Here is a 25,521-nt window from a genome sequence, read left to right as displayed (position 1 = left end):
ATTGATCGGTTGCTGGCGTTACTTCGCCAATAGGCGATAGCTGATAGGCGATAGGCGATAGGCGATAGCTGATAGGCGATAGGCGATAGGCGATAGGCGATAGCTGATAGGCAATAGTTCCTCTGCGTGCTCTGTGACCTCTGCGGTAGATCTATAGCCGATAACCGACGGCGGTAGTTCCATACAAACTGTTTCGGTTGGCGTTATACTATGGGGTACAAGATGTATCCGATTAAGGCAGCGTTGGCTGGAGGTTCTGATGAGTACCCTGTCGTTACCGACCGGTGCGCAGTTGCGTTATGACGATGTCGGTAGCGGGACGCCGGTTGTGTTGTTGCATGCCTTTCCGCTCAGCGCCGCGCTTTGGCGCGCCCAACTGACGACTCTGTCCGACCGGTTTCGGATGATTGCGCCCGATCTGCGCGGTTTTGGTGGTTCAGCTCTGACGCCTGCTCCTCAATCACTCGATGATTATGCCGATGATGTCATTGCGCTGCTCGATGCCCTGGGGATTGGGCAGGCGATCTTTGCCGGCTTATCGATGGGTGGCTATATCGCTTTCGCGTTGTGGCGAAAAGCTCCGGAGCGGTTTAGCGGTTTGTTGCTGGCCGATACCCGCGCTACTGCCGATAGCGAAGAGGCGCGCGCAACCCGGGCCGCCAATGCTGAACTGGTATTGCAGGAAGGTAGCGCGGCGCTGGCCGAGCGTCTGTTGCCAAATCTCGTTGCGCCGCAGGTCAGTCCGGCTTTGCTGGCTGAGTTGAAAGCGATTGCGGCTGCCAACCCACCGGCGGCGATTGCTGCAGCGTTGCATGCGATGGCGGCGCGACCCGATTCGACCCCGCTCTTAAACCAGATTCGCGTGCCGGTAACAGTCGTCGTCGGGGACGAAGATCGGCTGACGCCGCCGGCTGAGGCGCGTGTGTTGCACGAAGGGATTGCCGGTAGTCGATTGGTTGTGATTCCTGGAGCCGGCCATCTGAGCGCGATTGAGCGTCCGGCAGAGTTTAATCTGGCGCTGACCGAATTGGTCATGCGCGTCGAAGCAGGGCGCGCATAGCTGGTGGTTGCGGCGATGAAACGAATAACAGCAGCGCAGCGACGGTATTCCCGCCGCTGCGCCATCGCAAAGCTAGATCATGAGCGCAACGACTAGCGTCGCTCGCGAATGCGGGCCGCTTTGCCGGTGAGGCCACGCAGGTAGTAAAGTTTGGCCCGGCGCACTTTGCCCTGGCGGATGACTTTAATGTAGTCGATCCGCGGCGCATGCAACAGGAATGTGCGCTCGACACCAATCCCGTGTGATGCAATTCGTCGCACGGTAAAATTCTCGTTGATGCCCTCGCCACGGCGTCGAATCACGACCCCTTCAAAATCTTGCACTCGTTCGCGGTTGCCTTCAACCACTTTCACGCCGACGCGCACAGTGTCACCGACGCGAAATTCAGGAATGTCGGTGCGGTACTGGCGCCGGCCCAACTCTTCAAGCAGTTGCTGCGACACGGCGTCGCTCCTTTCGCCTAATGCCGGCAGGCGCCCGTATGGAAACGGGACTGCGCGGCGCGCTGACACACAAATTTGGCAGGCGGATGATGCGCCGCCTGCCAGATCGGCTCTGTTCCGGTTCGGATTATACCACAGCCGCCACATGCCGGCAAGCCATAGGGTGTCGAGAGATCGCTCGTGGCTCTGTAGTCGCTGGCGCCGGTCACACAATATTTTGATCGGAATAGAATAACATAGTTTGGTTTATAAGTATTCTTGTTTGGAATGTGGTTTCCATTATCTCGCTCCACCGACAGCGGATTCTAGTCAACAATGGTGAAACACGTTATAATCGCTGGAAACATCGCCGATCGCGATTGAATAGTGTATGCAGCCGTCATCAGCTCAACCGGTTTCTCCTGGGGAATATCTTGTGTTTCGTCTGGCAGCCGAGCGATATGCGCTGCTCGGCAGTCATGTGCGCGAAATTATGCGCTGGCGATCTCCAACGCCGATTCCTGGTGCGCCGCCATTGCTGCCCGGTATTATCAATCAGCGCGGCCAAATACTGGCAGTCATCGATCTGCGCTTACTGCTGGCGCTACCCGCTGCCGCGCCCGATCGCGCTACCCGCCTGATCTGGCTGCATCACGAAGAATTTGATGCAGCCTTGCTGGTTGATAGCGTTGATGATCTGATCGCGATCGATGCGACCCAACTCGAACCATCACCAGCCAATATGCCTGATCCGGCACAGCGGTTAATACGGGCGATCTTTCGCTATCACGACCAGCCGGTTGCAGTGCTTGATCCGGCGGCAATCTTTGCGCTGGCGCAGGAGGCAACGTGATTTTGTTGCTGGAAACGACGACCCGCCGTTATCTCTGCCGGCAGCATGATGTTGACGCTATCGGTGCGCCCGGGGTTGCCGATCGTGACGAGCGTGGTCGCCCGATCATTCGGCGTCAACTTGGCCCGTTGCTCGATCCTGCCGATCCACCCGTTGCTGGTCGTATCCATGCCTTGCGTATCATTTTGCGTCGCCGCACAGTAGAATTAGTGGTAGCGCGGGTTGATCTTCTGGTCGAAGCGCCGGTGATCCATCCGCTCGCCGCATTTGTGTCAGCTCGTTTACAGTTGCCATGGGTGTACGGTGTTGCCTTGCTCGCCGAACAGCCTGTGGTGGCGCTTGATCTTCGTCGTCTGGCCGCCGATCTTGCTCTTGGTCTGCAACTGGCTCATTCTCAGGAAGCGCAATGAAAACGGAAATGTCTGTCTCTTCCACGACCGAACTGATGGCCCTACGTGAAAATCGCGCGCTATTGCGCTGGTTGATTCTGGTGAGTGCCGGATTTTTGGCGCTCTGCTGGATCATTGGGCTGATCATCTGGTTTGCCGGCAATGTCGCTGCTCAAACCTTTCTGGTTGCCAACAGTGTGACCGTCGTTGGACTGGCGATGTATGGTTTAGCGGCCTGGTTTGTCAGTCGAAGGCAAACGATACCCGGTCGGTGGTGGCTCTTTCTGGCGATGATCACCGGCGCAGTGATGGTCATCTTGCTGTTTGGCGGGGTTGATGGCGCGCGGGTGGTAGTCTTGTTGATTCCGATGGTGGGCGCCGGCCTGTTAGGGAGCGGACGTGATACGTTGACGGTCAGTCTGGCAGGCATCCTCACATATCTCGGTTTGCTGCTGGCCGAACAGTATCTCGGTCTCCAATCATTTTCCGGCGATAATCGGATGCTTGACACTCTGTTCTTTGTCTTAACCGTCATCGTAATCAGTACACTTGCGTGGTTGAGCAGCCGTGATCTGAGTCGAGCGCTGGCCGAGTCGCAATCTCGCGCCGAGGAGCTGCTACTGAAGACTGAACAGTTGATGGAGAAGAATATTCAGCAGGTCGAATTGGGCAGCGATCTGGCTGCCGCTGCCGCAGAATTGCAGGCCAATTCGCAGCAGCAGGCTGGCGGCGCCAGTGAGCAGGCCAGCGCCGTAACGGAAGTCTCGACAACAATCGAAGAATTGGGCAGCACGGCGCGTCAGATTGCTCAGGCCGCCGAACACGTAGCGGAGGCAGCGCACCAGACGCTTGAACAACTGAGTAGTGGCCAGGATGCGGTTGATGAGAGTATTCAGGCAATGGAGCGTATCCGACAACGGGTGCAAGACATCTCAACCCGCGTGCTCAGCCTGGGTGAGCGGTCACAACAGATCGGCGAGATTATCGATCTGATCGATGACATCTCGGATGAAACCCATCTGTTGGCGTTAAATGCCGCAATTGAAGCTGCCGGAGCTGGTGAGTATGGTCGCCGTTTTGCTGTTGTGGCTGCGGAAGTGAAGAGTCTGGCTAACCGCACGCTGGCCGCGGCGAAAGAGGTAAAGGGCGTGATTGCCGAAATCCGACAGGCAACCAGCGCTGCGGTATTAGCCGCCGAAGAGGGTAGCAAAGAGGTGGAACGCGGCGTTGAGCTTGCCCACCGCGCCGGTCAGGTCATGGACAATATTGTGATGGTCGCCGAGCGCACAGCGCAGGCTGCCGCTGAAATCGGTCTGGCGACGGCGCAGCAACAGAGTGCCAGTGAGCAGGTGGTTGAGACGATGCGTGAAATTGCCGAGGTAGCGCGCCAATCGGCGCTCAGCGCGCGCCACATGGCCGAATCGGCTGCCAGGCTGACAGCGATTGCGGCCCGTCTCCACGGGTTGTCGTTTAGTGATGATGGACGCAGCTCATTACGGCGCGAGAATTGATGATGTATGGATCTTAGCAGCTTCTACGCCCAGTTTCGTGATGAGACTGCCGATAATCTACGGGTGCTAAACGATGCCTTGCTGTCGCTCGAGAGCGAGGTCAGCCCTGAATTGCGCCGCAGCGAGCTTGATCGGGCCTTTCGCGCCGCGCATACGATCAAGGGATCAGCCCGGATGCTCGGCTTCGATCCAATTGCACAGATAGCGCATGCGCTTGAGCATGTGCTGGGTGAAATCCGATCGGGACAGCGAACGCTCGATCGCTCATTGGCCGATCGTCTGTTGCAAAGCGGTGATCTGATCGGGCGGCTAGCTGCCGAGGCGCCGCATTTGTCAGAGAAAAACTTGAAGGTAGTGCCGGAATTGTTGCAGATGTTAGGCCCGCCTGCAACCGATGTCGCAGCGCCACCACCGCCTGTTGTCTCGTTACCGTCATCGCCTGCTACGTCCGCGCCGGCGCCGCGCGCCGCGCGTCAGACCGTGCGGGTGCGGGTTGACCGGCTTGATCGGTTGTTCAATCTGACCGGTGAACTGGCGATCAATCAGCAGTGGCTGGGAGAGATCGGGCAAGAGCTGACCCTTTTACAAGCAATCGTCGATCGTCAGCAGCGCGCATTGCAGACCCTTGAGCAAGAGCTGACCCGGCTACGCTTTTCATCCTCTCAGCGCCAGGCCATCGATGCGCGACTTACGGCGCTTCGGGAAGCGCAATCCGCCCTTGTTGATGCCGTGCAACGCCAGAGCGACCGGTTTGATCGCTATCTCACCAGTCAGCATCTGCTGGTCAAAGATCTCGAGCAAGAGGTGATGGCAGTGCGCCTGCTGCCAATTGCCACCATCTTCAACAATCTGCCGCGGCTGGTGCGTGATCTGGCGGTAGCTACCGGTAAACAGGCTACGATTGAGATCCGTGGTGAGACAACCGAACTCGATCGTAAAGTGCTGGAATTGATCGGCGACCCGTTGGTTCATCTGGTGCGAAATGCAGTTGATCATGGCCTTGAGTTGCCGGATGAGCGAGTTGCGCTCGGCAAATCGGCGACTGGTTTGATCCGGGTCAGCGCCGAGTCGGTGGGCAATGAGGTGCGCATCCAGATTGCCGATGATGGCCGTGGAATTGATTTCGATCGGGTACGTCGGCGAGCAGTTGAGTTGGGCATGCTCACCACAGAGCAGGCAAACCGGCTTGACAGTCAGGAGGCAATCGATCTCATCTTCCAGCCCGGATTTTCAACCGCGCGCGCCGTGACCGAGATTTCGGGTCGTGGTGTCGGGATGGATATCGTGCGCGCCAATTTGCTTGAATTGGGTGGACAGGTGCGGGTCGACTCAATTGTTGGTCAAGGCACGACCGTCACGTTGACCATTCCATTGACGTTGATCACCAGCCGGGTCGTATTGGTGCAGGTGGGACGGCAAATGCTGGCGCTACCGGCATCAGTGACACGAGGCATGATCTGGGTGCGTCGTGATCAGGTGCAGTTGATCGATGGTCAACCTACCATCGCTTACCAGCAGCGAACGGTCGGGCTGGTTGCCATGGCTGAGCTTTTGGGCATCACTGCCGATAGCCCATTGGCGCGCCAGACCCGCGCGCCGGCTATATTGTTGCAAACTCGCCAGCAGCGCATTGCGTTGCTGGTTGATGCACTGCTCGACGAACGCGAAGCCGTGGTTAAACCGCTTGGTCCGCTCTTTACCCGCTGGCCAGCACTGAATGGAGCAGTGCAGTTGAGCGATGGCAGTCTGGTCTTGCTCGTAAATCCGCTATACCTGATCGAGGGCAATCGCCGACGGATTGTAGCGCCGAGCGCAATCGGTCAACTGTCTGACAAACCGGCGCGCCCGGCGCGCTTGCTGGTAGTCGATGACTCATTCACCACGCGCGAACTCTTGCGTAGTATTTTGCAGTCAGCCGGATATGAAGTAACTGTGGCAATTGATGGGGCTGACGCTCTTGACAGGCTGCGCGCAAACGCCTACGATCTGGTAGTAAGCGATATTGAGATGCCTCGTGTCGATGGTTTTACCCTCACGACTCGCATCCGGCGCGAGTTAGCCCTCACCGATCTGCCAGTAGTATTGATTACCAGCCTTGCCTCTGAAGAGCATCGTCGCCGTGGTCTGGAAGCAGGGGCGCAGGCCTACATCGTGAAGAGCCAGTTTAATCAAGCCAGTTTGCTGACGGTGATTCAGCAACTGCTCGGCCACGAGGAGTAGCTATGCCAACCATTCTAGTCGTCGATGATAGCCGGCTCGTCACCGATATCGTCAAGATGCGGCTCGAGATGTACGGTTATACGGTTCAGCTCGCGCATAGCGGTGAAGAGGCACTGGCAGCAATTGCTGCCGAACCACCCGATCTATTGGTGCTTGATGTGCAGATGCCCGGGATCGATGGCTATGAGGTGTGTCGCCGTATTCGTGAAAATCCGGCCCTTGACGATCTGCGCATCATTATGCTCACTTCTTCGGATGATAAACGAGCGGCATTTGAGGCTGGAGTTGACGATTATCTCAACAAAGATATCGATCTGCTCAACTTGCCCAACCGGGTTCGGCTGGTCTTAGAGATGGAGTGATGACGCAGCCTGTCGGCAGCATATCAGTGAGAAGGTGTCTATGGCGACCCCACTGCGCGTCCTCATTGTCGATGATTCGGCTCTGATGCGACGTTTGTTGCGTCAGTTGCTGGAAAGCGATCCTGCCATCCGCGTGGTGGGCGAAGCCGGAGATGGGAAAACGGCCATTGCGCTGGCTGCCGAACTCCATCCCGATCTTATCACACTTGATGTGCGCATGCCGGTGCTTGATGGGGTTGAGACGACACGCCAGATCATGGCGTATCATCCAACGCCGATACTGGTGTTTTCGGCGGCAGTGAGCGGTCAAGATGCCCGCATTTCATTTGAAGCATTGGCTGCCGGCGCGCTCGAGGTCATGGAAAAGCCAAACCTGACCGATCCCGGTTCACTCGATCAATTGCGCCAGATGTTGATCCGGCGGGTTAAGCTGTTGGCCCGGGTCAAAGTGGTGACTCATCTGCGTGGTCGGCGCCATTCACCGTTTACCGGTGGCAGAGCGGTGAATAGCGCGCCTCGTCAGAACCGACAGTCGCGGATCGCTCCCGGCCAGTTTCCGGTGGTCGTTATTGGCGCCTCAACCGGTGGGCCAAAAGTGGTGCGTCAGTTGCTTGCCGGATTACCGGCGCAGTTTCCGGCAGCCGTGATCGTGGTGCAGCATATCGCTCAGGGTTTCGGCGTCGGTATGGCTGAGTGGTTAGCCGGGGCTAGCGCTATTCCACTGGCGCTGGCTGAAGAAGGCATGATGGTGCAACCGGCTCGCGCTCTCCTTGCGCCCGATCGGGCCGATCTGCTCATTCAACCAGATGGCACTGTGCGCCTTAGTATGTCACCCTTGTTGCTCCAACGCCCTTCGATTGATATTACGATGACTGCCGTGGCTGACCTTTATGGCGCTAGCGCAGTAGGTGTTTTGTTGACCGGCATGGGACGCGATGGCGCTATTGGGATGCGCGCGATTCGGCGCGCCGGCGGGTTAACCATTGCCCAAGACGAGGCCAGTTGCACTATCTTTGGAATGCCGCGCGCTGCCATCGAGATCGGTGGCGCTGAGCTGGTCTTGCCGCCCGATCAGATTCTGGCCGTGTTGCGTGAACGGTTTCCTGCTGCAACGAGTATCGTATGACGCTATCGCCGGAATCACTTAGCCCGTTACGTGATTTGCTGGCCCGCTATTGTGGCGTGTTGCTTGATGAAGCCCGCCTGATCACATTGCGCAGCGCAGTGGAACGGCGCTCAGCAGTCGTTGGGCGCGCGCCGGCTCAATATCTGGCCGATCTGACTTTAAGCGCAGATCGTCATGAATTGCAGCAACTGGCCGAACTGCTCCTCAATCATGAGACCGTCTTTTTTCGCAATCGTCCCCATATGGAAGCCTTGCGCAAAACCCTGTTACCTGAGCTGCACGCCAGGCTACCGCCAGGGGCGCCGATTAAAATCTGGAGCGCTGGCTGCGCGACGGGTGAGGAACCCTATTCTATCGCCATTACCGCGCTCGAAGCGCTTGGTGACCCGTTGCCGCGACCGGTTGAGATTCTGGCGACCGATCTTAGCGCCGCTGCGCTGGCCAAGGCGCGTCAGGGTGTCTATCGAGGACGTACCCTCACAAACCTGACACCTGCCCAGCGTCTCCGCTTCTTCACCCTGGTTGGTGATGGCCTGGCCGTGCAAGAACGGGTGCGGCAACTGGTGACTTTCACGCAACACAATCTCCTCGAACCCTTCCCGCCGGCGGTGCGTGGCACACATATTCTGTTTTGTCAGAACGTAACGATCTACTTTTCGCTCGATACCTGTCGCGCGCTGATGGGGCGTTTCTACGAGATTTTGACCGAGGGTGGCACGCTCTGTCTGGGATTTTCCGAGACGCTATGGAATATTTTTGACCGTTTGCGTCCGATTGCCGTTGATGGCGCATTTCTGTACCGCAAAGATCCGCCACGTCAGCGTTCGTTACCCGAGTCAGGCGGCAAACGAACTGCCCAGCCACGAATGACTCGCCCTCGCCATACCGGATCAGCTTCAAGGCAGTCGGCGCTGTTCACTGATGAAACGGTGGTCAGTGACGGTCGCCGCCTGATCGAGAGCGGTCAGATCGACGCAGCGCTCGATCTGTTTGCCCGCGCGCCCCTGGCTGGTCGGCACGCACCGGCGGTGCTGGCGCTAGCGGCGCAAGCGCATGCTAACCGTGGCGATCTCGATCTGGCGCTGGCCGAAGCGCGCCGCACGCTCGAGTTGAATCCACTGGTCACCGAAGCTCATCTCTTGCTGGGGTTAATCTACGAGCGTCAGCAGCAGTTGCCGCTGGCCATTCGGCATCTTGAGCGAGCCCGTTATCTGAGCAACGATTCACCGATAGTTGCGTTTCATCTGGCTGAGTGTTATCGTCAGACCGGTCGGGTCGTTGATGCCATTCGTGAATATCGCAATGCTGAACGGTTGTTGGCTGGTTTGCCACCTGATCAAGTGCTCGAAGGGGTGGCCATTCACTGGCTGACAGAAAGTTGCCGACGCTGGATTGTTCGGCTTGAGGGAGAGCGCTAGATGGCTGTCCGTAATGGTCATCTCTTGTCTGAACTGACACGACGGCGCCGGATGTGGCCGAGCCTGCTGGCTCATCATCAGCGCTGCCTGGTCGCAACGCGTCGGGTTGAGCCACCTGCCGATCCGCTGCCGCCACCGGCGTCGGCGGTTGATGAAGCCGCTCAACAGCGCGCGCGAGAGATCGAACAAGAGTTGCAACTGGCGCGTGACATTCAGCAGGGGCTACTGCTGGAAGCGACGCCACATCTGCCTGGCTGGGAAGTAACGGCTATCTCGTTGCCGGCGCGCGATCTTGGGGGCGATCTGTACGATTTTCTGTCGCTGGCCAATGGCTGGCAAGGGATCATGATCGGCGATGTCAGCGGCAAAGGCTTGCCTGCTGCCTTGCGCATGGCAGTGGCTCGCACCGTCTTCCGTCACGAAGCGCGCCGCAATCTCGATCCGGCGACAACCCTGGCTGCCGTAAACCTTGGGGTGCTGAGCGAGATACCGCACGGGATGGTGACGATGCTCTACGCGCAGCTCGATCCGCGTAGTGGCGTGATCCGCTGCGCCAATGCCGGCCATACCTTTCCGATCCTGATTGCCGACCAGGTACGCGAGCTGGAAGTAACCGGCTTGCCGCTCGGTGTTGACAGCGACAGTGAATACACCGAATTGACCGCCACTATCGCTCCCGGCGAGAGTCTGTTGCTCTACACCGATGGGGTGATCGAGGCTGAGCGACCTGATGGGCATATGTTTGGCTTCGAACAACTGGCCGAGCTGATAGCGGCACAGCCACAATGCAAACCGCGCGCGCTGGCAGCCGCGCTCGTGCATGCTGTACGCGCCTGGACGAACAGCGTGCTGAGCGATGATGTGACACTGGTCATTTTGCGTCGGCGTCTGCTTGATCTCGGCGCTGAACTCAGGAGCGTGATCGCTGATGTGATCGGCGTTGAGCGCATCGAGACGCTGTGGGACACGCTCTTTGCCGATGGTGTGCCGGCTGAAGCCGAGGCGTGGCGCGAGGTATTGCCCCGTTTGCAAGCGCAGGCTCAGGCCAGCCTGGGACGTGGCCTGACGCGCGAACTGATGCAACAGGTTCGGCTGACACTCGATGATTATCGGATGCTGTTGTGATCAGTTTTGGATAAAAAGTACTACGATACATCGTTGGTGTTCTCAAAAAACTATATATTGTCGTATATTTTGAAATGAAGATTCTCCAATATACGAAGGGCAAGGGGCATGCTATAGTAGAAATCAGCATCAATCTGGTCACCGAGGTGCGCTATGGCAACGACAAACGAACTCCAATTTATGCCCCTCGACCTCGATACCTTCAGTGGCAGTGAACGATTTATGGCCGGAACGCGGCTAGGGGCGGCCTTCAGTCAAGGGATGCGCTCATACTTGCGCGCGGCCTATGCTGATGCAATCGAGCATTTCAAAGCTGCTTTGATTGCAGCGTATGTTGATGGTGAAGAGCAGGCTCAAATCTACGAGCGTGAGCGAGCGATCATCTATCTGTATATTGGTAATTCATTAGCCTTCCAGGAACATTGGGAAGAGGCGCTACGCGAATACCTTGAAGCGGTGCAAACCGACCCACAACTGGCCGAAGCGCACTACAATCTCGGTGTGGCATTTGCGGCGCTTGGCCAGATCGATCGCGCGATTGCGGCGTTTAAGGAAACACTTGAGCACAACCCAAATCTCTACGAGGCGCACTTCGCGCTTGGTCGGTGCTACCAGCGGATCGACGACGCCGGTCGGGCGTACATCCACTTCAGCAGCGCGTGCGCAGCCCGTCCTCAGGCTGCCGAGCCACGCTACTACATGGGCCTGATGCATCAGAGCCATGGCGCGCATGAATTGGCTCAGCGCTGTTTCGCCGAAGCATTGCGGGTCGAGCCGACCTTCGTGTCGCCAGAACCGTTGCCCGACGAGCCGTTGGTGAATCGCAGCGATGAAGAGGTGGCGCAATGGTATTACCGCTTGAGTCAGGCCTTAAAACAGCAGGGCTATGAGGAAGAGGCCGAGCGCATCTACCGCGCGCTGTTACAGTGGCGACCGCAAGAGTATGCTGCGCGCTACCTGCTCGGCAATCTGCTGGCCCGGCAGCGTCGCTTCGATGAGGCTTACGAAGAGTACGAACAGGTGCCGCCGCAGCATCGCCACTACGTCGATGCTCGCCTGCGGATGAGCGCCATTTTGCGGCTGCAAAAGAAACCAAAACAGGCATATGAAATCCTCTTTGCCTGCGCTCGTCTCAATCCTCACCACGGTCAGCTCTTTTTGCAGATGGGTAAGCTCCTGTACGATATGGGGTTAAATGAGCAGGCGGCGCGCGCCTTTGAGCGGGCAGTGCAATTGCTGCCTACCGATCCCCAGGCGCATTATCTGCTCGGTTTTGTCTACAACACGTTGGGACGTGATACGTGGGCGCTGGCGGCGTGGCGCAAGGCAGTGCAACTGGCGCCTGATGCGCACTCGCTCCGTTTCGATCTCGGCTATATGTACATCCGGCGTGGTCGTTACGATCTGGCTGCGCGCGAGTTTCAACAGGTGCTTGAGCAATGGCCCGACGATATTGAAACGCAGTTTATGCTCGGCTTATGCTATAAAGAGTTGCTCGAACCGACGCGCGCGATCCCGTTGTTTGAGAAGGTGTTGCGCCGCAATCCCCGTCACGCGCAGGCGCTCTATTACCTTGGCGCATGCTACCTGCAAGTGGGTAATACGTCGCTGGGCAAAGCGTATCTGCGTCGGTACGACCATTTAGTGCGACAGACAGCGACAATGAATGGCGCCAGTCGAGCGCGTCCTCATTCTACCTCACGTTTATCCTCGTAACTGGCAATGTTGTCGTTCGCCTGATTCGCTACAATGAAATAGAAAAAAAGGATATGCTCGTAGAGGCAGGATGTATGCAACGAGTAGAGCTGCGGATACCGTCGATTCCGATCTTCGAGCGAGTGGTGCGCGCCAGCGCAGCAGAGATCGGAAGCGCTGCCGGCCTCAGTCCTGAACGGGTCGAGGATCTGAAACTGGCGGTGAGCGAGGCCGTCAATAATGCAATCGATCATGGCAATCGCGGCGATACCGCGAAGCTGGTTGGGGTCATCTTTGAAATCGACGGCGAGAAACTGGAGATCCGGATCAGTGATCAAGGTGGCGGTATTGAACGCCTTGACTTCTCGCGTCATGTGATCGATGATGCTCATCTCGATGCCGGCTATCTGCGTGGTTTCGGGATGTATCTGATCAGTGCCCTGGTTGACGATTATGAGGTAGACTCATCGCAGCATGGAACGGTGCTTACGCTCCGTTTGTATCGGAGGGATCAGCAACAATGAGCGACATTATTCGGCGAGAAGAGTTTGGCGACGTGGTGGTGCTCCATATCTTGACCACCAGTGTTGATGCGGTCTCGGCTGCTGCCATTGCGGCAGAGTGCCAGCAGATGCGGCCAATCACGGTGCTCGACTTCAGCGAGGTCTCGTTCATCAATTCAGCCGGCATTTCGGCGTTGCTCAAGTTTGTAGTCAATGCCCGCAAATCCGGTTACCAGTTGTTTGCCATGAATGTGACGCCTCATCATCAGAAGATCTTTAAGATGGTTGAGATGTCGCGCTATATGCCAACCATCGAAGAGCGTGATCTGGCCGCGTACCGTTGATGGGGCTTTGACAACCCGGCCCGGTTAGATCCCTCACCGGCAGCTTTCTCCAAACTAACAAATCGATGACAATGCGCAGATATCTTTGCTGCAACTGTTGCCGCGCGCGCAACCTCCGGCGCGATATGGTATGATTAAGGAGAAATAGTCAGGAGGGATGCATGACTCTGCGCAAACGCACCGGCAAAGTTGGCGTGGTTGGAACCGGGATGGTAGGCACATCGTTTGCTTATGCCTTGATGCAGCGTAGCCTTGCCAGTGAGCTGGTGCTGATTGATATCGATCAGGCGCGCGCTGAAGGCGAGGCAATGGATCTCAACCACGGCTTGCCTTTCGTGCGCCCAATGCGAATCTATGCCGGGACATACGCCGATCTGGCCGGCGCTGACCTGATCGTGATTGCCGCTGGCGCGAATCAGCGCCCCGGCGAAACCCGCCTCGATCTGCTTGGTCGCAATGCGGCAATCTTCCGTGAACTGATCCCTGCCATTTTGGCCGCCAATGACGATGGGATCATCGTGGTGGCAACAAATCCGGTTGACATCTTAACCACAATCGCAGCGCAGTTCGCCGGCCCGGCTGCTCATCGCGTGATTGGGTCTGGCACCATCCTCGACACAGCGCGGTTCCGCTATCTCCTCGGCCAGCATTACGGTGTCGATCCACGCTCAGTGCATGCCTACATCGTTGGCGAGCACGGCGATAGCGAGCTGGCCCTCTGGAGTCTGGCCAATATTGCCGGGGTGCGGCTGGTCGATTTTGTCGGCGCTAATGGTCAGGGCTACGATCAGAAGGCGCTTGATGCAATCCTTGAACAGACGCGCAATGCCGCATACGAGATTATTAAGCGGAAGCGAGCTACATATTACGCGATTGGATTGGGTTTGCTTTCCATTGCTGAAGCAGTACTGCGCGATCAACATACCGTGATGACGGTTAGCAGCCTGATGACTGGTCAGTATGGCGTAGCTGATATTGCGATCAGTTTGCCAACCATCGTGGGTCGCGATGGGGCAGAAGAGGTTCTGAATCTACCGTTGTCAGAACAGGAAATTACTCTCTTCCGGCGCTCAGCCGCCATTTTGCAAGAGTATCTGGCTCATGTCAGTTAGGGCAAACACTGCAGTCGAGGAGAGTGCGCCGTGTCACCAACAATTATGGTTGTTGAAGATGAGTCCGCCACGCGCCGTCTGTATCGATTCTTATTGCAGAACAGCGGCTACAACGTAGTGGAAGCCGAAGATGGGGTTGATGCCCTCGAAAAGCTGATGGTGCACAAGTGTGATCTGATTATCACCGATATGAATATGCCCCGCATGGACGGGCTTGATTTGGTGCGCACGCTCCGTCAAAATCAGTCGCAGGTTTATGTGATTATGGTAACGGCTTTCGGAACACCTGACACCGAGAAGAAGGCTTTCCGCGCCGGTGTGAACGAATATTTAACCAAGCCGTTTGATTTCGATGAGCTGGAACGGCGATTGCAAAAGTACTTTGCTCGCCAGAATCAAGGTGATGATTGAGGTAGTGAGAGGAATGTGTTGGGTTTCGTTTTGCCACAATTTCGTAGCAATACAGTGCGGATTGGGCAAGGCGCCTGACATTGAATTCCCCAATCTGGACATTACCTTCACAACGGTCGGCTGAGATATGTTGATTGTTTGCCCCTACATCTTCTGAAACGCTGCAACCCGGTAGTTAATAGATCACAATATGCTGATGTCGCACAGACAGGTTACTTTTGTCATTCCGGCCCGCGCGCCGATAGCATCCGTATGAACATATTCTCATCAGCCTGGTTGCTGTTGTAGTCTTGCCAACACATTGCTGCTTTATAATTCGTTAAAGAGCAATCAGCAGTGAGCGCGGATCACCTGTCAGTCTGAGGAGTCTTCGGTATGGTGGATGCTTCCTCTCCGGCCTTCGTTCCCCGCCCGCGGATCCTCATCGTTGAAGATGAAGTGAATGTTCGGGAGTTTTGTCGCCTGCTTCTGCGGCGTGAGTATGATGTCGCCGTTGCCGAGCACGGTCTGGCGGCGCTAGATTTGCTGCGTCAACAACCTTTCGATCTGGTGTTGACCGATCTGCAAATGCCTCACCTCGATGGGATTGCCCTGATCCAACAGCTTCACGCTCATCATCTTGAGACTGACGCAATTGTCATGACGGCGAACGCGACGGTTGAAACGGCCCGCGAGGCGCTCAAACTGGGTGCGCTTGACTATATCGCCAAACCGATTGACGCTGAGCAGTTGCAGAAGACGATCCGCACCGCTCTCGAGCTGCGCCGTATTCGCCACGAGAAAGAACGCCTCTCTGATCTCGTGCTTATGTATCAGTTTAGTCAGGCTATCGCGGGTTCGCTTGATATTGAGCAGCAGACAACCCACCTGGTAGAATTTGTAAACCGTCGCTTTGCGCCGATCTATATCGGTCTATCATTGATTGATGCTCACGGTGAAGCATTGATTGCGCTGACCGGGCCGCAGGCCGGGGCAAGTCAGCCGTTGACCGGCGCCACTGAAGATGCACTGCGAGAGGCGTATCGTCGGTTGGCAGGCAATATAGTTGCCTCTCCCACGCGAAGGGTGGAAGTGGTCTTGCGCAGTCATGACCACGCGATTGGCATGCTTGAACTGGCGCGAGCGGAAGAGCAACCGCCTTTCGATGCCGCCGAACGCCGTTTGATCGAGGTGTTTGCTTCTCACCTGGCGGCATCGCTTGACAATGCGCGTCTCTACCGCGCGCTCAAAGAACAGTACGAGCAGATGATCGCGGCGCTGGTCGGCGCGATCGAGGCGCGCGATACGTATACGTATGGTCATTCGCAGCAGGTGACCCGATATGCGGTGCGTCTGGCGAAGGAAATGGGGTTGAGCGATCAGGAGGTTGAACAGATTCACTACGCCGGTCTCTTGCATGATATTGGTAAGATCGGTGTGCGCGATGATGTCTTGCTCAAACCCGGCGCGCTCTCGCCGGAGGAATTTGCCCAGATGCGCCTGCATCCTCAAATCGGTGTGCGCATCCTTGAACAGATTCACGGTTTGCGCGACATCTTGCCGATTATCGAGGCCCATCACGAACGAGTTGATGGGAATGGCTATCCGCGCGGGTTGCGCGGCGACGAGATTCCACTCGGCGCGCGGATTCTGGCTGTGGCCGATGCCTTCGAGGCCCTGACTGCCGATCGGGCTTATCGACCGGCGATGGATCCCGAACAGGCGTTGCAGATGATTCAGCGTGGGAGTGGCTACCAATGGGATCCCACAGTGGTCGATGCGTTTGTACGGCTGATGCATCGCGAACGATTGTGGGAACAGGCGCCGCGTCTGCGCCAATTGCGCCGCCAGCCGGCTGCGGTAGAGTCGTGATTGCGCGAAACCCGGTTGCTGGATATAACCGCTTGTCGAGCCGCAGAGTTACCGTGACTATTCCTCGCTACTTCGTCTCGCATTGCGCGCAGCACTGATCTTCTATTTGGAAACGAGATCGGGCAGCATGGCACTCCCTGACCTGGACATAAAGTCCGGTCAGGTTGAGCGCACTGTTGTCTGTCATTGTAGCGGTCGTGCTGGAAGCTGTGGCGCGTTAGCGCGCCGAAATGACGGTCATTCCCGATGGGGTTGCCCCGCAGTATGGCTGTTTTGAACCTGTCCTTCCGTGTTGTCGAGATCGGTGTACGAAGTGTGGATGTGATTGTCACCCACCTCTGGGGTGGCAGGTGGAATGCTTTTGACCAGGAATGTGCGCGCAGATCGGCGTCATTGCCCGTCGTGATGTCGTCGACCACGACCAGATTGGCGGAAATGTACCCGGCTCGCTCTGGTGGATGGAACATAGTGTCTGCCGGGGATTGGCCGAACCGTTTTGGTATAAGCGTGCAGGATTGAGGTAGATCGGGACAGCGGTAGGTGAGTAAGATAAGAAGCGCCTTGCGCATAATCTGTGATGATCATCCCTCGTTACGATACGAAGATTGCCACTTGCCAACCGTTACTGGTCAGCATACCATAGTCAGGTCTGAGCTGCCGGGCGTTCTGGCTGCGCGTATCGGGCGAATGAGTAGCTATGCCCGGGAACAACCAGCTCGGGCTTGACGTTGAATCAGACAGACAGGTATAATCGCCGTGGTTTTCAGAGCGGATGATGTCAGCTTGTTGTTCTTTTGTCAGGGACGTGTTAGTCAGGCTTCAGCCCCATTCTATTCGAGGCCGGTTACCATGAACTGTGCGAGCTGATCCCATCCGATCAGGCTACTACAACCTGGAACTGTCACGTAGAGAGGAGAGATTCTCAATGGTGCGACGGTTGTTTGCTGCGCTCGGATTGCTGGTAATGGTTGCCTCGTTGCTGAGCTGGCCGCGATCTGGCGCAGCGCAGGGCGGCGTACCCGACACATACCCGCCGTATCAGGCGCGCTATTTTCCCGAAACCGGGCATAGCGCCGTCAACTGGTTTTTAGAGACCTGGAAAAATACGCCGAATGCGTTGTTTGTGCTGGGGTATCCAATCTCCGAGCCGTTTATCGAAGAGAGCTTTACCGAACCGGGTAAGTTCTATCGCGTACAGTATTTCGAGCGTGCCATTCTGGAAGAACATCCGGAGAATTTCGGCCAGCAGAACAATCGCTACTATATTCTGGGCCGGCTGCTCGGTCGGCGACTGGTGGAAGGGCGCGAGAATGAACCTCCCTTCCAGCGAGTGCCCGATCCAGGTGATGGAACGTGGTTTGCCGAAACCGGTCATACATTGCGCAATAGCCCGGCACCGTTCCGCAATTTCTGGTTGAATAATGGCGGTCTTGAAGTGTTCGGCTACCCCCTCTCTGAGCAATTCCAGGAACGCAACCAGGCCACCGGCGAGATCTACTGGGTGCAATACTTCGAGCGGCAGCGGATGGAATGGCATCCTGATGAGCCGGATCCACGCTACCGCATCCTGCTCGGCTTGCTCGGCAATGAGTACCGCGACTTGAGGCATCGCGCAAACCCGGCCTTCAACTATCGTCCGCCGGATCAAGCTTTGCCGCGCCCGTTTATCTACGGTTTCAATGCGCATCTATACGGGCAGGGCACAGCGTGGCAGGATCGCAATCGAGTCTTGCAGATGAGCCGCGATGCCGGCATCTACTGGATTCGCCAGCAGGTGCGCTGGATGGATCTGCACGACCGTTCGGGCGCTATCTATTGGGCGGAACTCGATGATATTGTCGCCGATGCTAACCGGCAGGGCGTGAGTCTGCTGCTCAGCGTTGTCGCCGCTCCAAGTTGGGCAACGGCCAACGGTAGCCATGGAATGCCCCGCCGCGAGAATTTTAAAGATTTTGCCTATTTCATGGGTGAAATGGCCAAGCGCTACCGGGGACGGGTGCAGGCGTATCAGATCTGGAATGAGCAGAATCGCGCCTGTGAAAATGGCGGCGATTGCGCGCGCGACGGCGGAGTTGGCGGTCGCGTTGCCGATGCCAGCTATTACGTTGACCTGCTCGAAGTGGCATACAAGGCGATCAAAGCCAATGATCCGATGGCTATCGTCGTCAGTGGTGCGCCAACCAGCACTGAAACGAATAATGTCAATATTGCGCTCAGCGACACCTCATATATGCGCTCGATGGCGTCGAATCCCAAGTTCCGCGCCAATGTCGATGCCATTGGCGTTCACCCCGGTGGACAGTACAATCCGCCTGATACGCTCTGGCCAGATCGGCCCGGACCCGGTCCTGAATGGCGCACCAGCCGCGAATTCTACTTCCGCCGCATTGAGGACATCCGCAATGTGCTGGTAGAGAATGGGCTGGGCGACAAGCAGATCTGGATTACAGAGTTTGGCTGGGCAACGCGCAATAATACTCCCGGCTATGAATACGGCAACTCGATCTCGTTTGAGCGTCAGGCCGAGTGGATTGTGCGCGCCTTCCAGATCGGTCGCCGCGAGTATGCGCCATGGGTGGGGGCAATGTTCCTCTGGAATCTGAACTTTGCCGTGCCGTGGCGGGCTCAGGGGAATGAGTTGCACGAGCAGGCGTCATTTGGCGTAATCAATGGCGATTGGATCCCACGACCGGCCTGGTTTGCAATTCAAGCCATGCCCAAAGATTAAACCTGACTGAATGCGCGATCCGGCGATGATCAGTGCTGGATCGCGCCATGCTGTATGCAAGGAGTTTGTATGTCTCGTATTGTCTTTTTCCGGCGATTGCCGGCCATATTGCTGGTATTGATGATGGTTACCACTGCACTGGCTGCCTGTGGTAGCGAACCGACGACTCCTCCTGTAAGCAATGTGCCCACGGCAGCGGTAGTGGCTACTCCAGATACTGCTGCGCGACCGCCCACGTCAACCCCGGCTCCAGCGCAGCCTGAGCCGACCGCTGCGCCGGTTGAGCCGACCGCTGCGCCGATTGAGCCGACTCCGGTGCCGATCAACCCCGATTACCTGGAGTTTGGGATTGTTGGTCATCTCTACTACACCGATCGCGACCGGGTATTGCAACTTACCAGGAATGCCGGTTTCGACTGGTTCCGCCAGCAGGTGGTCTGGATGGATATCGAAGATCCGGTGAAGGGTATCTTCGGTTGGGATGAGCTGGATCGGATTGTGGATGCAGTTGATCGAGCAGGGATCAAACTGCTAGTCAATGTGGTGCGGTCGCCGACGGCATACAATGCTACCAATGGTTTGCCTGACGATCCGGAGACGCTGGCCAATTTCCTCGAGCAGATGGTGCGACGTTACGGCGATAAGATTCAGGCTTACGAAATCTGGAACGAGCCGAATCTGGCGGTCGAGAATGGCGGTGAGATTGTGCCGGAAGATGTCGGTCACTATGTCGAGGTGCTGAAAGCGGCTTACACCCGGATCAAGTCACTCAATCCGAATGCGCTGGTGCTGGCAGCGGCCTCGTCGTCGAGCGGTGTTACGAATCCGGCCATCGCGCTCTCGGATCAAGAGTTTTACCGCCTCATGTACACCTACAACAATGGCGAGGTGCGCAACTACTTTGACATCCAGGCGGTACATCCGGGTGGCGCGGCAAACCCGCCGGATACGCTCTGGCCCGACAATCCCAGCTTCATCCCCGGCTGCCAGCCGGCGCCCGATCGCTGCTGGAACGACCACGAGACGCATTATTTCCGTCACGTAGAGAATGTGCGGAAGTGGATGGAGCAGTACGGAATGGGTGATAAGGAGATCTGGATTACCGAGTATGGCTGGGCAACGCCGAATAATACGCCAGGGTATGAATTTGGTAACTATGTGACCCCCGAGCAACAGGCTGAGTATATTCGTTCGGCGATGCTGCGCGTGTACGATAATTACCCCTTTGTCGGTAATATGTTCCTCTGGAACATCAACTTTGCGGTGCTTTGGGGAGAACAGGGCAATCCGAATCACGAGCAGGCTGCGTTTGCGATTCTCAATCCCGATTGGAGTCCACGTCTGTCGTATTTGCGCGCGCAGGATACGATTGCTCTGATTAAGACGTGGCAGGGGCGATTTGTTGCGCCATAATTTTGGCCACGAGAACGACAGTGGGGCAGCACTCGCGATCTGCCCCACTGTCGTTCTCGTCATTTGCATCCGGTTAGCGCAAGGCGCAATCGCGCGGTTTCGGCGTTATCCGATTGTCACGCCGAGTTTCGCCAGGAGTGCCGTCGCCATTTCGCGTTCTAGCTCGCCGCTTAAGAGCCAGCCTTCGGTGTGGGGTAAGGCAATCTGGCCGAGTACCTGACGATACTCCTTTGGCAGTGGGAAATCGGGCAGGATCCAGCCGTCGGGGGTCGTGGCGATTTTCAGAAACGGGCGCGAGGTTAACTGACCGTAGGCGATCAGGATAGCATGATCGGCTGGCACGATCTCCCAGCCAGCGGCGGTGATGCGCAGATATTCAGCCGGCCCACGTCCGCGTCGCCGTCGAACGATCTGGCCCTCACGGAGCGTGACAGTGCCTTTGTCAGACGTTGGGATCGGTTGCCAGCCGCCGCGCGCAGAAAGATCCAACAGGCTAAGCTGCTGTTTTGCGCCGACGGTAATGGTACGGGCCGGCCCAAGCGTGGTGATTGGCGGCGCTGGCAGCGCGGCGATCCGATCTGGAATTGTCAGGGTGACAAAACCGCGACTGGCGAGCCGACCCAACAGGCCGGCGCGGCGCCAGCCGGTGAGCCGAAAATGAAACCCCTCGCGCTCGCCTTCGCCACGCAAGACCGGGCCAAGCGCCGGGTTGTGGATGAGAAACAGGTTTGGTCGGATCTCTTCAAAATCGGCGGGTGCGCCAGGGCGACGACGAGAAGCCATAGGTTGATGCCGGTAGCGGATATATCGAGAGATACGGACATTTCCACCGGATAGCGCGCAGTGTACTCAACTCACAGCCTCCGGAAGGAAAGGGTGTGCAGGTTATGGTTGCCTTTCACACACCTGCGTGAGACAGGTCATGACAACCCTAACCGCTGCCGGTTGGGAGCCGTGTAGGCGTGGCAGATGGCAATCGCGAGCGCATCAGCGGCATCATCAGGTCGCGGGACGGCAGTCAGACCAAGGGTCAGCCGCACCATTTCTTGCATTTGCCGCTTGTCTGCGCCACCATAACCGGCTACTGCCTGCTTGACGGCCAGCGGTTTATACTCGTACACAGGAATGCCGGCCTGGGCGAGAGCGAGCAGAGCCACTCCGCGCGCCTGCCCGACTGTCAGGGCGGTATTGACATTCTTGCCGAAGAAGAGTTCTTCAACGGCGGCGGTATCGGGTCGCAATCGCTCGATAATCGCGCAGAGACCGTTGTAGAGTTGCAAAAGCCGTTCGGGCTGGGGCAGGCTGGGCGGCGTGGTGAGAGCGCCGGTCTCGATCAGGCGCAGGTTGCCACCGCTGATCTCAACCACTCCCCACCCCATCGTTGCCGTTCCCGGATCGATACCAAGTGCGCGCACATTCATCTCGCTGTCAGTCAGACGGTCACGAATCGAAGCGCGCGACCAGTTCGGCAGTAATGTCGAGATTTGAATAGACCTTCTGCACGTCGTCAAGATCCTCAAGCTTTTCGATCAGGCGCAATGCAGCCAGCGCGTCTTTCTCATCGGGTTGGATGAGGGTTTTGGCGCGCATCATCTTCTCGGCGCCGCTGATCGGCACGCCCTGATCGAGCAATGCCTGCCGGATGGCGTTGAGTTGTGTCCACTCGCAGTAAATTTCGAGCGTCTCGTCATCAACGACCACATCATCGGCGCCGGCATCGATGGCAATCAGTTGCAATTCATCGGGATCGCGCCTGGTGGCGCTGAGATCGACCGTGATCAACCCCTTCTGCTCGAACATCCAGGCCACCGAGCCAGGTTCACCAGGACTACCGCCATTCTTGTTGAAGGTTGCGCGCACCTCGGAGCTGGTGCGATTGCGGTTATCGGTAGCGGCTTCAATCAAGATGGCGACGCCGCCGGGGCCATAGCCTTCGTAGAAGATCTCTTCCAGCGCTGCTTCGTTTGATTTACCCAGGCCGCGTTCGATCGCGCGCTGAATATTTTCGTTTGGCATATTATTGGCGCGCGCTTTTTCGATCGCCAGTCGCAGGCGGAAATTGAGATCGGGATCGCCACTGCCTCCCTCGCGAGTGGCAATCGTAATATCGCGCGCGAGCTTGGTGAAGAGCTGACCGCGTCGCTGATCGTTAACGCCTTTAGTGCGACGAATTGTGTGCCATTTAGAATGGCCGGACATACCATCTAGCCTCCTCGCTCATGAAAAGTTATACTGTGCTCAATTATAGCATGTCACCGATTGATCAATTTATCCAGCGCAGACGTTTAAACAATAGAGAACCTTGCAAAGGCTACCTCGGGAGTGGCTATGAAACCAGCAATCACCGGTCGGGTACGATGTCTGCCTAATGACATCTACGTGGTCAATACAGCCGTCGGCGACGTGCTGGTCAATAGTCCGCCAGAGAGCCTGAAATTCTTGCTGGCGCAAGGTATTTCGCCGCCGTCATACATCGTGTTGCCGCCGGATGCACCGGTGGGGGGTGAACCTGGATCAAGTGGTTTTGTGCGGCGGGGGATCAACTATGCGAGCGTCGAATTCATCATCTATGCCAATTTTTTTGGGCAGCAGCGACGCACGACCCTGATCACGGTGACTAAGAATCAGGCGGCGCGCCTGCGTCTGCTGCTCCAGGAAACGATCAACGGCCCGGTCGATCTTGCCGAGTGGCCGGCGGTATGGTTGAAACACGAATGTGAGACGGTTGCCTTCTATCCGCAATTAGGCCGTTCGCCGACGATTGATGATATGGTAACGATTGTGGCGCTGGAAGAAGGCGGCGGTGACTTTGATTCAGTTCAGATTCGCTGTGATGGGAGTCATGTGGTCTTTCTTGAGCGTGGCAGTGAGGTTGCGCGTGTACCTGCGGCGATTACCACTGTTGCCCACCCGCTGAAGATAGCGCCGCCGCAGCCACTGGCTCGCCAGGCGATCACGTTGCAATTTATTGGCGGTAGCGATGGGTTTGATCCCACCGGTATCACCACTTGCTTCCTGGCCTATATTGGCGCCGGACAGCCATTGTTATTCGATGCTGCCGCTTATCTGAACGTGCGGTTGGCGCATTTGGGGCTTGCGCCGCGCCAGATTGATCTGGTGATCATTTCGCATGCGCACGAAGACCACATCGCCGGTTTGCCGGAATTGATTTTGACCGGCGGTAAGCGAGTGCAACTTGTCACTGCGCAACCGATTTATCGCTCCTTGTTGCGCGTCTTAGGGGCGATGCTCGATCTGCCGCCTGACTCAGTGGCTGAGCTGTTCGATTTTTTTCCGCTTGATCCAGGTCAACCGCTTGACCTGCACGGTTACCACTTCGAGTCGATTTACGCCGTGCATTCGATCCCGACGATTGCGGTGCGGGTGGCCGGTATCGGCTATTCGGGTGATATGCGCTACGACGAGGCATGGTTGACACATCTTTATCAGACCGGGCATTTGAGCGCCGAGCGGCTGGCAGCATTGCGTCGGTTTGCTGAGGGTGCAGAAGTGCTGGTACACGACATGGGTGGCGGCGCAATTCACACGACGCCGACGGCGCAATTGCTACGTGATTTGAGCGCCAGGAATCGGCGAGTGGTGTTAGCCCATACCAGTCGGCGCGATTTCGATACTATCGGCGAGCTGGCCGATCGGGTCGAGGTGGCGGGTAGCGGGCACATTGTTGGGATTGGCGAGGTCATTAGTGATGATGAGCAGCGGCAGCGGTTTGAAACTCTTACCATCTGTCCGATCTTTGCCCGTCTGCCAGTGAACGAACGCGCAGATTTGGCCGCGCGCTGCGCAATTGTGGACTATGCAGCAGACGCAATCATTGCCTACGAAGGCGACTTTTCGGATGGCAGCGCATATGTAGTGCATCACGGTATAGTTGAAATTCTCGTTGGCGGCGAGTCGGTGAGATTGTTAGGGCGTGGCAACAGTATCGGCGAGCGAGGGGCATTGATCGGCGAACCGCGCACAAGTACTATGCGGGCGCATAGTGATGTGCAGCTTTTGCAGATTACCCCCGATCTCTTTGCAACGGTCGCTGCTCGCCTTGAATTGCGCGATGCGTTTGCCCGCGCTGAATGGCTCTGGCAGCAACCGGGGCTGATGCTGTTGCCGTGGGCGACGCTGCTCGATCTGGCCCTCGATTTTCAACCGCAAGTCGTAGCAGCCGGTAGCACATTGTGCTGGCAGGGAGAACGAGGCTCGTATGGCTATCTGCTGGTAAGCGGACGGCTGATGTTTACCGGCGCTACGCAGGGTGAAAGCGATCGTAGCGGCGATTGTTTCGGGATTCGGTCGGTGTTGCGCGGCGAACCGTACCGTCTCACCGTGACGGTACTTACCGACAGTGTGGTGTGGATGATTGGCGCATCAGCGCTGCAACGGCTTTATTTGCTTTACCCTGATGTGCTGCTGCATTTGCAGACGATTGATCATTAGTTGTCCACTATTCCTGGGAAGCCGTTGCCGGTGAGATGATGACCAGATCAGGGTCGCAACCCCGGCGATGTTGAAGTTGAGGACATTGCTGCATGCCGGTTTGCCGCCACATTTCGCCCTGTGCGATCCTCTCTCCACGCGACAAACATTTGACAAAATGCGCTGAGCGTAGTATTATTTTGCTGCGTCGGGAAACCGCGCCATGCCGAAGTGGCGGAATTGGCAGACGCGCTACGTTCAGGGCGTAGTGAGGGTGACCTCGTGTGGGTTCAAATCCCACCTTCGGCACCAAGGTGGGGGATAGTTTAAGGGTAGAACGCCTGGTTCTGGCCCAGGTAGTTGGGGTTCGAATCCCTGTCCCCCAGCCAATCACTTCTACGATGACTCCTTTCTCACAACGACGTGAGAAAGGAGTTTTTAATTTGGCAGGCATTGGTCAGGCAGGATAGCCAATAGGGTCGGCGTGGTGGCGCGGGCCGGTCGGAGGAGGCGAGCGGGTCAGGCAGCGGTAGGGCGTGGTGGCGCG

The 25,521-nt window shown here is 57.1% G+C and carries 22 protein-coding genes and 2 tRNA genes; 20 read left to right on the top strand and 4 right to left on the bottom strand.

Going from position 1 to position 25,521, the window contains the following annotated elements; genetic code table 11:
• Positions 1–259: 259 nt before the first annotated feature.
• Positions 260–1,060, top strand: a complete 801-nt coding sequence (locus Q0650_RS04100; RefSeq protein ID WP_298816196.1) for an alpha/beta fold hydrolase — start codon at positions 260–262, stop codon at positions 1,058–1,060.
• Between the two features lie 92 nt (positions 1,061–1,152).
• Here the strand turns inward: Q0650_RS04100 and rplS are convergent, their stop codons facing one another.
• Positions 1,153–1,503, bottom strand: coding sequence for a 50S ribosomal protein L19 (gene rplS / locus Q0650_RS04095; RefSeq protein ID WP_298816194.1), 351 nt, complete (start codon positions 1,501–1,503; stop codon positions 1,153–1,155).
• A gap of 370 nt (positions 1,504–1,873) precedes the next feature.
• Here rplS and Q0650_RS04090 point away from each other — a divergent pair, with 370 nt between their 5' ends.
• The 16 genes from Q0650_RS04090 to Q0650_RS04015 all read left to right on the top strand — a co-directional run bounded on the left by Q0650_RS04090 (position 1,874) and on the right by Q0650_RS04015 (position 20,543).
• Positions 1,874–2,335, top strand: a complete 462-nt coding sequence (locus tag Q0650_RS04090) for a chemotaxis protein CheW (RefSeq protein WP_298816192.1) — start codon at positions 1,874–1,876, stop codon at positions 2,333–2,335.
• Positions 2,332–2,745: a hypothetical protein gene (locus tag Q0650_RS04085; protein ID WP_298816190.1), complete on the top strand. Its 414-nt coding sequence runs from the start codon at positions 2,332–2,334 to the stop codon at positions 2,743–2,745. Before Q0650_RS04090 ends, Q0650_RS04085 begins: the two co-directional genes overlap by 4 nt.
• Positions 2,742–4,235, top strand: coding sequence for a methyl-accepting chemotaxis protein (locus tag Q0650_RS04080; RefSeq protein ID WP_298816187.1), 1,494 nt, complete (start codon positions 2,742–2,744; stop codon positions 4,233–4,235). Before Q0650_RS04085 ends, Q0650_RS04080 begins: the two co-directional genes overlap by 4 nt.
• 6 nt (positions 4,236–4,241) lie before the next feature.
• Complete coding sequence (locus tag Q0650_RS04075; RefSeq protein ID WP_298816185.1) at positions 4,242–6,455, top strand: hybrid sensor histidine kinase/response regulator; 2,214 nt, start codon at positions 4,242–4,244, stop codon at positions 6,453–6,455.
• Between the two features lie 2 nt (positions 6,456–6,457).
• Complete coding sequence (locus Q0650_RS04070; protein WP_298816183.1) at positions 6,458–6,817, top strand: PleD family two-component system response regulator; 360 nt, start codon at positions 6,458–6,460, stop codon at positions 6,815–6,817.
• Positions 6,818–6,857: 40 nt separating this feature from the next.
• Positions 6,858–7,943, top strand: a complete 1,086-nt coding sequence (gene cheB / locus Q0650_RS04065; RefSeq protein WP_298816181.1) for a chemotaxis-specific protein-glutamate methyltransferase CheB — start codon at positions 6,858–6,860, stop codon at positions 7,941–7,943.
• Positions 7,940–9,361 carry a CheR family methyltransferase gene (locus tag Q0650_RS04060; protein WP_298816178.1) on the top strand — a complete coding sequence of 474 codons (1,422 nt, stop codon included), beginning with the start codon at positions 7,940–7,942 and terminating at the stop codon, positions 9,359–9,361. The genes cheB and Q0650_RS04060 overlap by 4 nt, the downstream gene beginning before the upstream one ends.
• Positions 9,362–10,486 carry a PP2C family protein-serine/threonine phosphatase gene (locus Q0650_RS04055; RefSeq protein WP_298816176.1) on the top strand — a complete coding sequence of 375 codons (1,125 nt, stop codon included), beginning with the start codon at positions 9,362–9,364 and terminating at the stop codon, positions 10,484–10,486.
• A 153-nt stretch (positions 10,487–10,639) separates the two neighbouring features.
• On the top strand, positions 10,640–12,202 hold the full coding sequence (locus Q0650_RS04050; RefSeq protein WP_298816174.1) for a lipopolysaccharide assembly protein LapB: 1,563 nt from the start codon (positions 10,640–10,642) through the stop codon (positions 12,200–12,202).
• Between the two features lie 74 nt (positions 12,203–12,276).
• Positions 12,277–12,705 (top strand): ATP-binding protein, encoded by a 429-nt coding sequence (locus tag Q0650_RS04045; protein WP_298816172.1) that lies wholly within the window; start codon positions 12,277–12,279, stop codon positions 12,703–12,705.
• Positions 12,702–13,028 (top strand): STAS domain-containing protein, encoded by a 327-nt coding sequence (locus Q0650_RS04040; RefSeq protein ID WP_298816170.1) that lies wholly within the window; start codon positions 12,702–12,704, stop codon positions 13,026–13,028. The genes Q0650_RS04045 and Q0650_RS04040 overlap by 4 nt, the downstream gene beginning before the upstream one ends.
• 161 nt (positions 13,029–13,189) lie before the next feature.
• On the top strand, positions 13,190–14,140 hold the full coding sequence (locus tag Q0650_RS04035; RefSeq protein WP_298816168.1) for an L-lactate dehydrogenase: 951 nt from the start codon (positions 13,190–13,192) through the stop codon (positions 14,138–14,140).
• 30 nt (positions 14,141–14,170) lie between these two features.
• Positions 14,171–14,551: a response regulator gene (locus Q0650_RS04030; RefSeq protein ID WP_298816167.1), complete on the top strand. Its 381-nt coding sequence runs from the start codon at positions 14,171–14,173 to the stop codon at positions 14,549–14,551.
• A gap of 375 nt (positions 14,552–14,926) precedes the next feature.
• The gene (locus Q0650_RS04025; RefSeq protein ID WP_298816165.1) at positions 14,927–16,402 is read left to right on the top strand and encodes an HD domain-containing phosphohydrolase; all 1,476 of its coding nucleotides are present in this window, start codon (positions 14,927–14,929) and stop codon (positions 16,400–16,402) included.
• 925 nt (positions 16,403–17,327) lie between these two features.
• A complete protein-coding gene (locus tag Q0650_RS04020; RefSeq protein ID WP_298816163.1) occupies positions 17,328–19,130 on the top strand; it encodes a hypothetical protein in 1,803 nt (600 codons plus the stop codon).
• A 69-nt stretch (positions 19,131–19,199) separates the two neighbouring features.
• Positions 19,200–20,543 (top strand): cellulase family glycosylhydrolase, encoded by a 1,344-nt coding sequence (locus Q0650_RS04015; RefSeq protein ID WP_298816161.1) that lies wholly within the window; start codon positions 19,200–19,202, stop codon positions 20,541–20,543.
• Positions 20,544–20,648: 105 nt separating this feature from the next.
• On the opposite strand, the gene Q0650_RS04010 is transcribed toward Q0650_RS04015, so the two are convergent.
• The 3 genes from Q0650_RS04010 to Q0650_RS04000 all read right to left on the bottom strand — a co-directional run bounded on the left by Q0650_RS04010 (position 20,649) and on the right by Q0650_RS04000 (position 22,742).
• Positions 20,649–21,326, bottom strand: coding sequence for a hypothetical protein (locus Q0650_RS04010; protein ID WP_298816159.1), 678 nt, complete (start codon positions 21,324–21,326; stop codon positions 20,649–20,651).
• A 137-nt stretch (positions 21,327–21,463) separates the two neighbouring features.
• Positions 21,464–21,958: a crossover junction endodeoxyribonuclease RuvC gene (gene ruvC / locus Q0650_RS04005; RefSeq protein ID WP_298816157.1), complete on the bottom strand. Its 495-nt coding sequence runs from the start codon at positions 21,956–21,958 to the stop codon at positions 21,464–21,466.
• A 25-nt stretch (positions 21,959–21,983) separates the two neighbouring features.
• Positions 21,984–22,742: a YebC/PmpR family DNA-binding transcriptional regulator gene (locus Q0650_RS04000; RefSeq protein ID WP_298816155.1), complete on the bottom strand. Its 759-nt coding sequence runs from the start codon at positions 22,740–22,742 to the stop codon at positions 21,984–21,986.
• Between the two features lie 129 nt (positions 22,743–22,871).
• Between Q0650_RS04000 and Q0650_RS03995 the strand changes: the two genes are divergently transcribed.
• The 3 genes from Q0650_RS03995 (at position 22,872) to Q0650_RS03985 (ending at position 25,363) form a co-directional block, all read left to right on the top strand.
• Entirely contained in the window at positions 22,872–24,995 is a 2,124-nt protein-coding gene (locus Q0650_RS03995; protein ID WP_298816153.1) for a cyclic nucleotide-binding domain-containing protein, read from the top strand.
• Positions 24,996–25,199: 204 nt separating this feature from the next.
• A tRNA-Leu gene (locus Q0650_RS03990) sits at positions 25,200–25,286 on the top strand.
• A gap of 3 nt (positions 25,287–25,289) precedes the next feature.
• Positions 25,290–25,363, top strand: a tRNA-Gln gene (locus tag Q0650_RS03985).
• Positions 25,364–25,521: the final 158 nt, after the last annotated feature.

It is taken from the genome of uncultured Chloroflexus sp., from assembly GCF_937129525.1.
Lineage (GTDB): Bacteria > Chloroflexota > Chloroflexia > Chloroflexales > Chloroflexaceae > Chloroflexus.
This window is presented reverse-complemented; position numbering and strand designations above follow the sequence as displayed.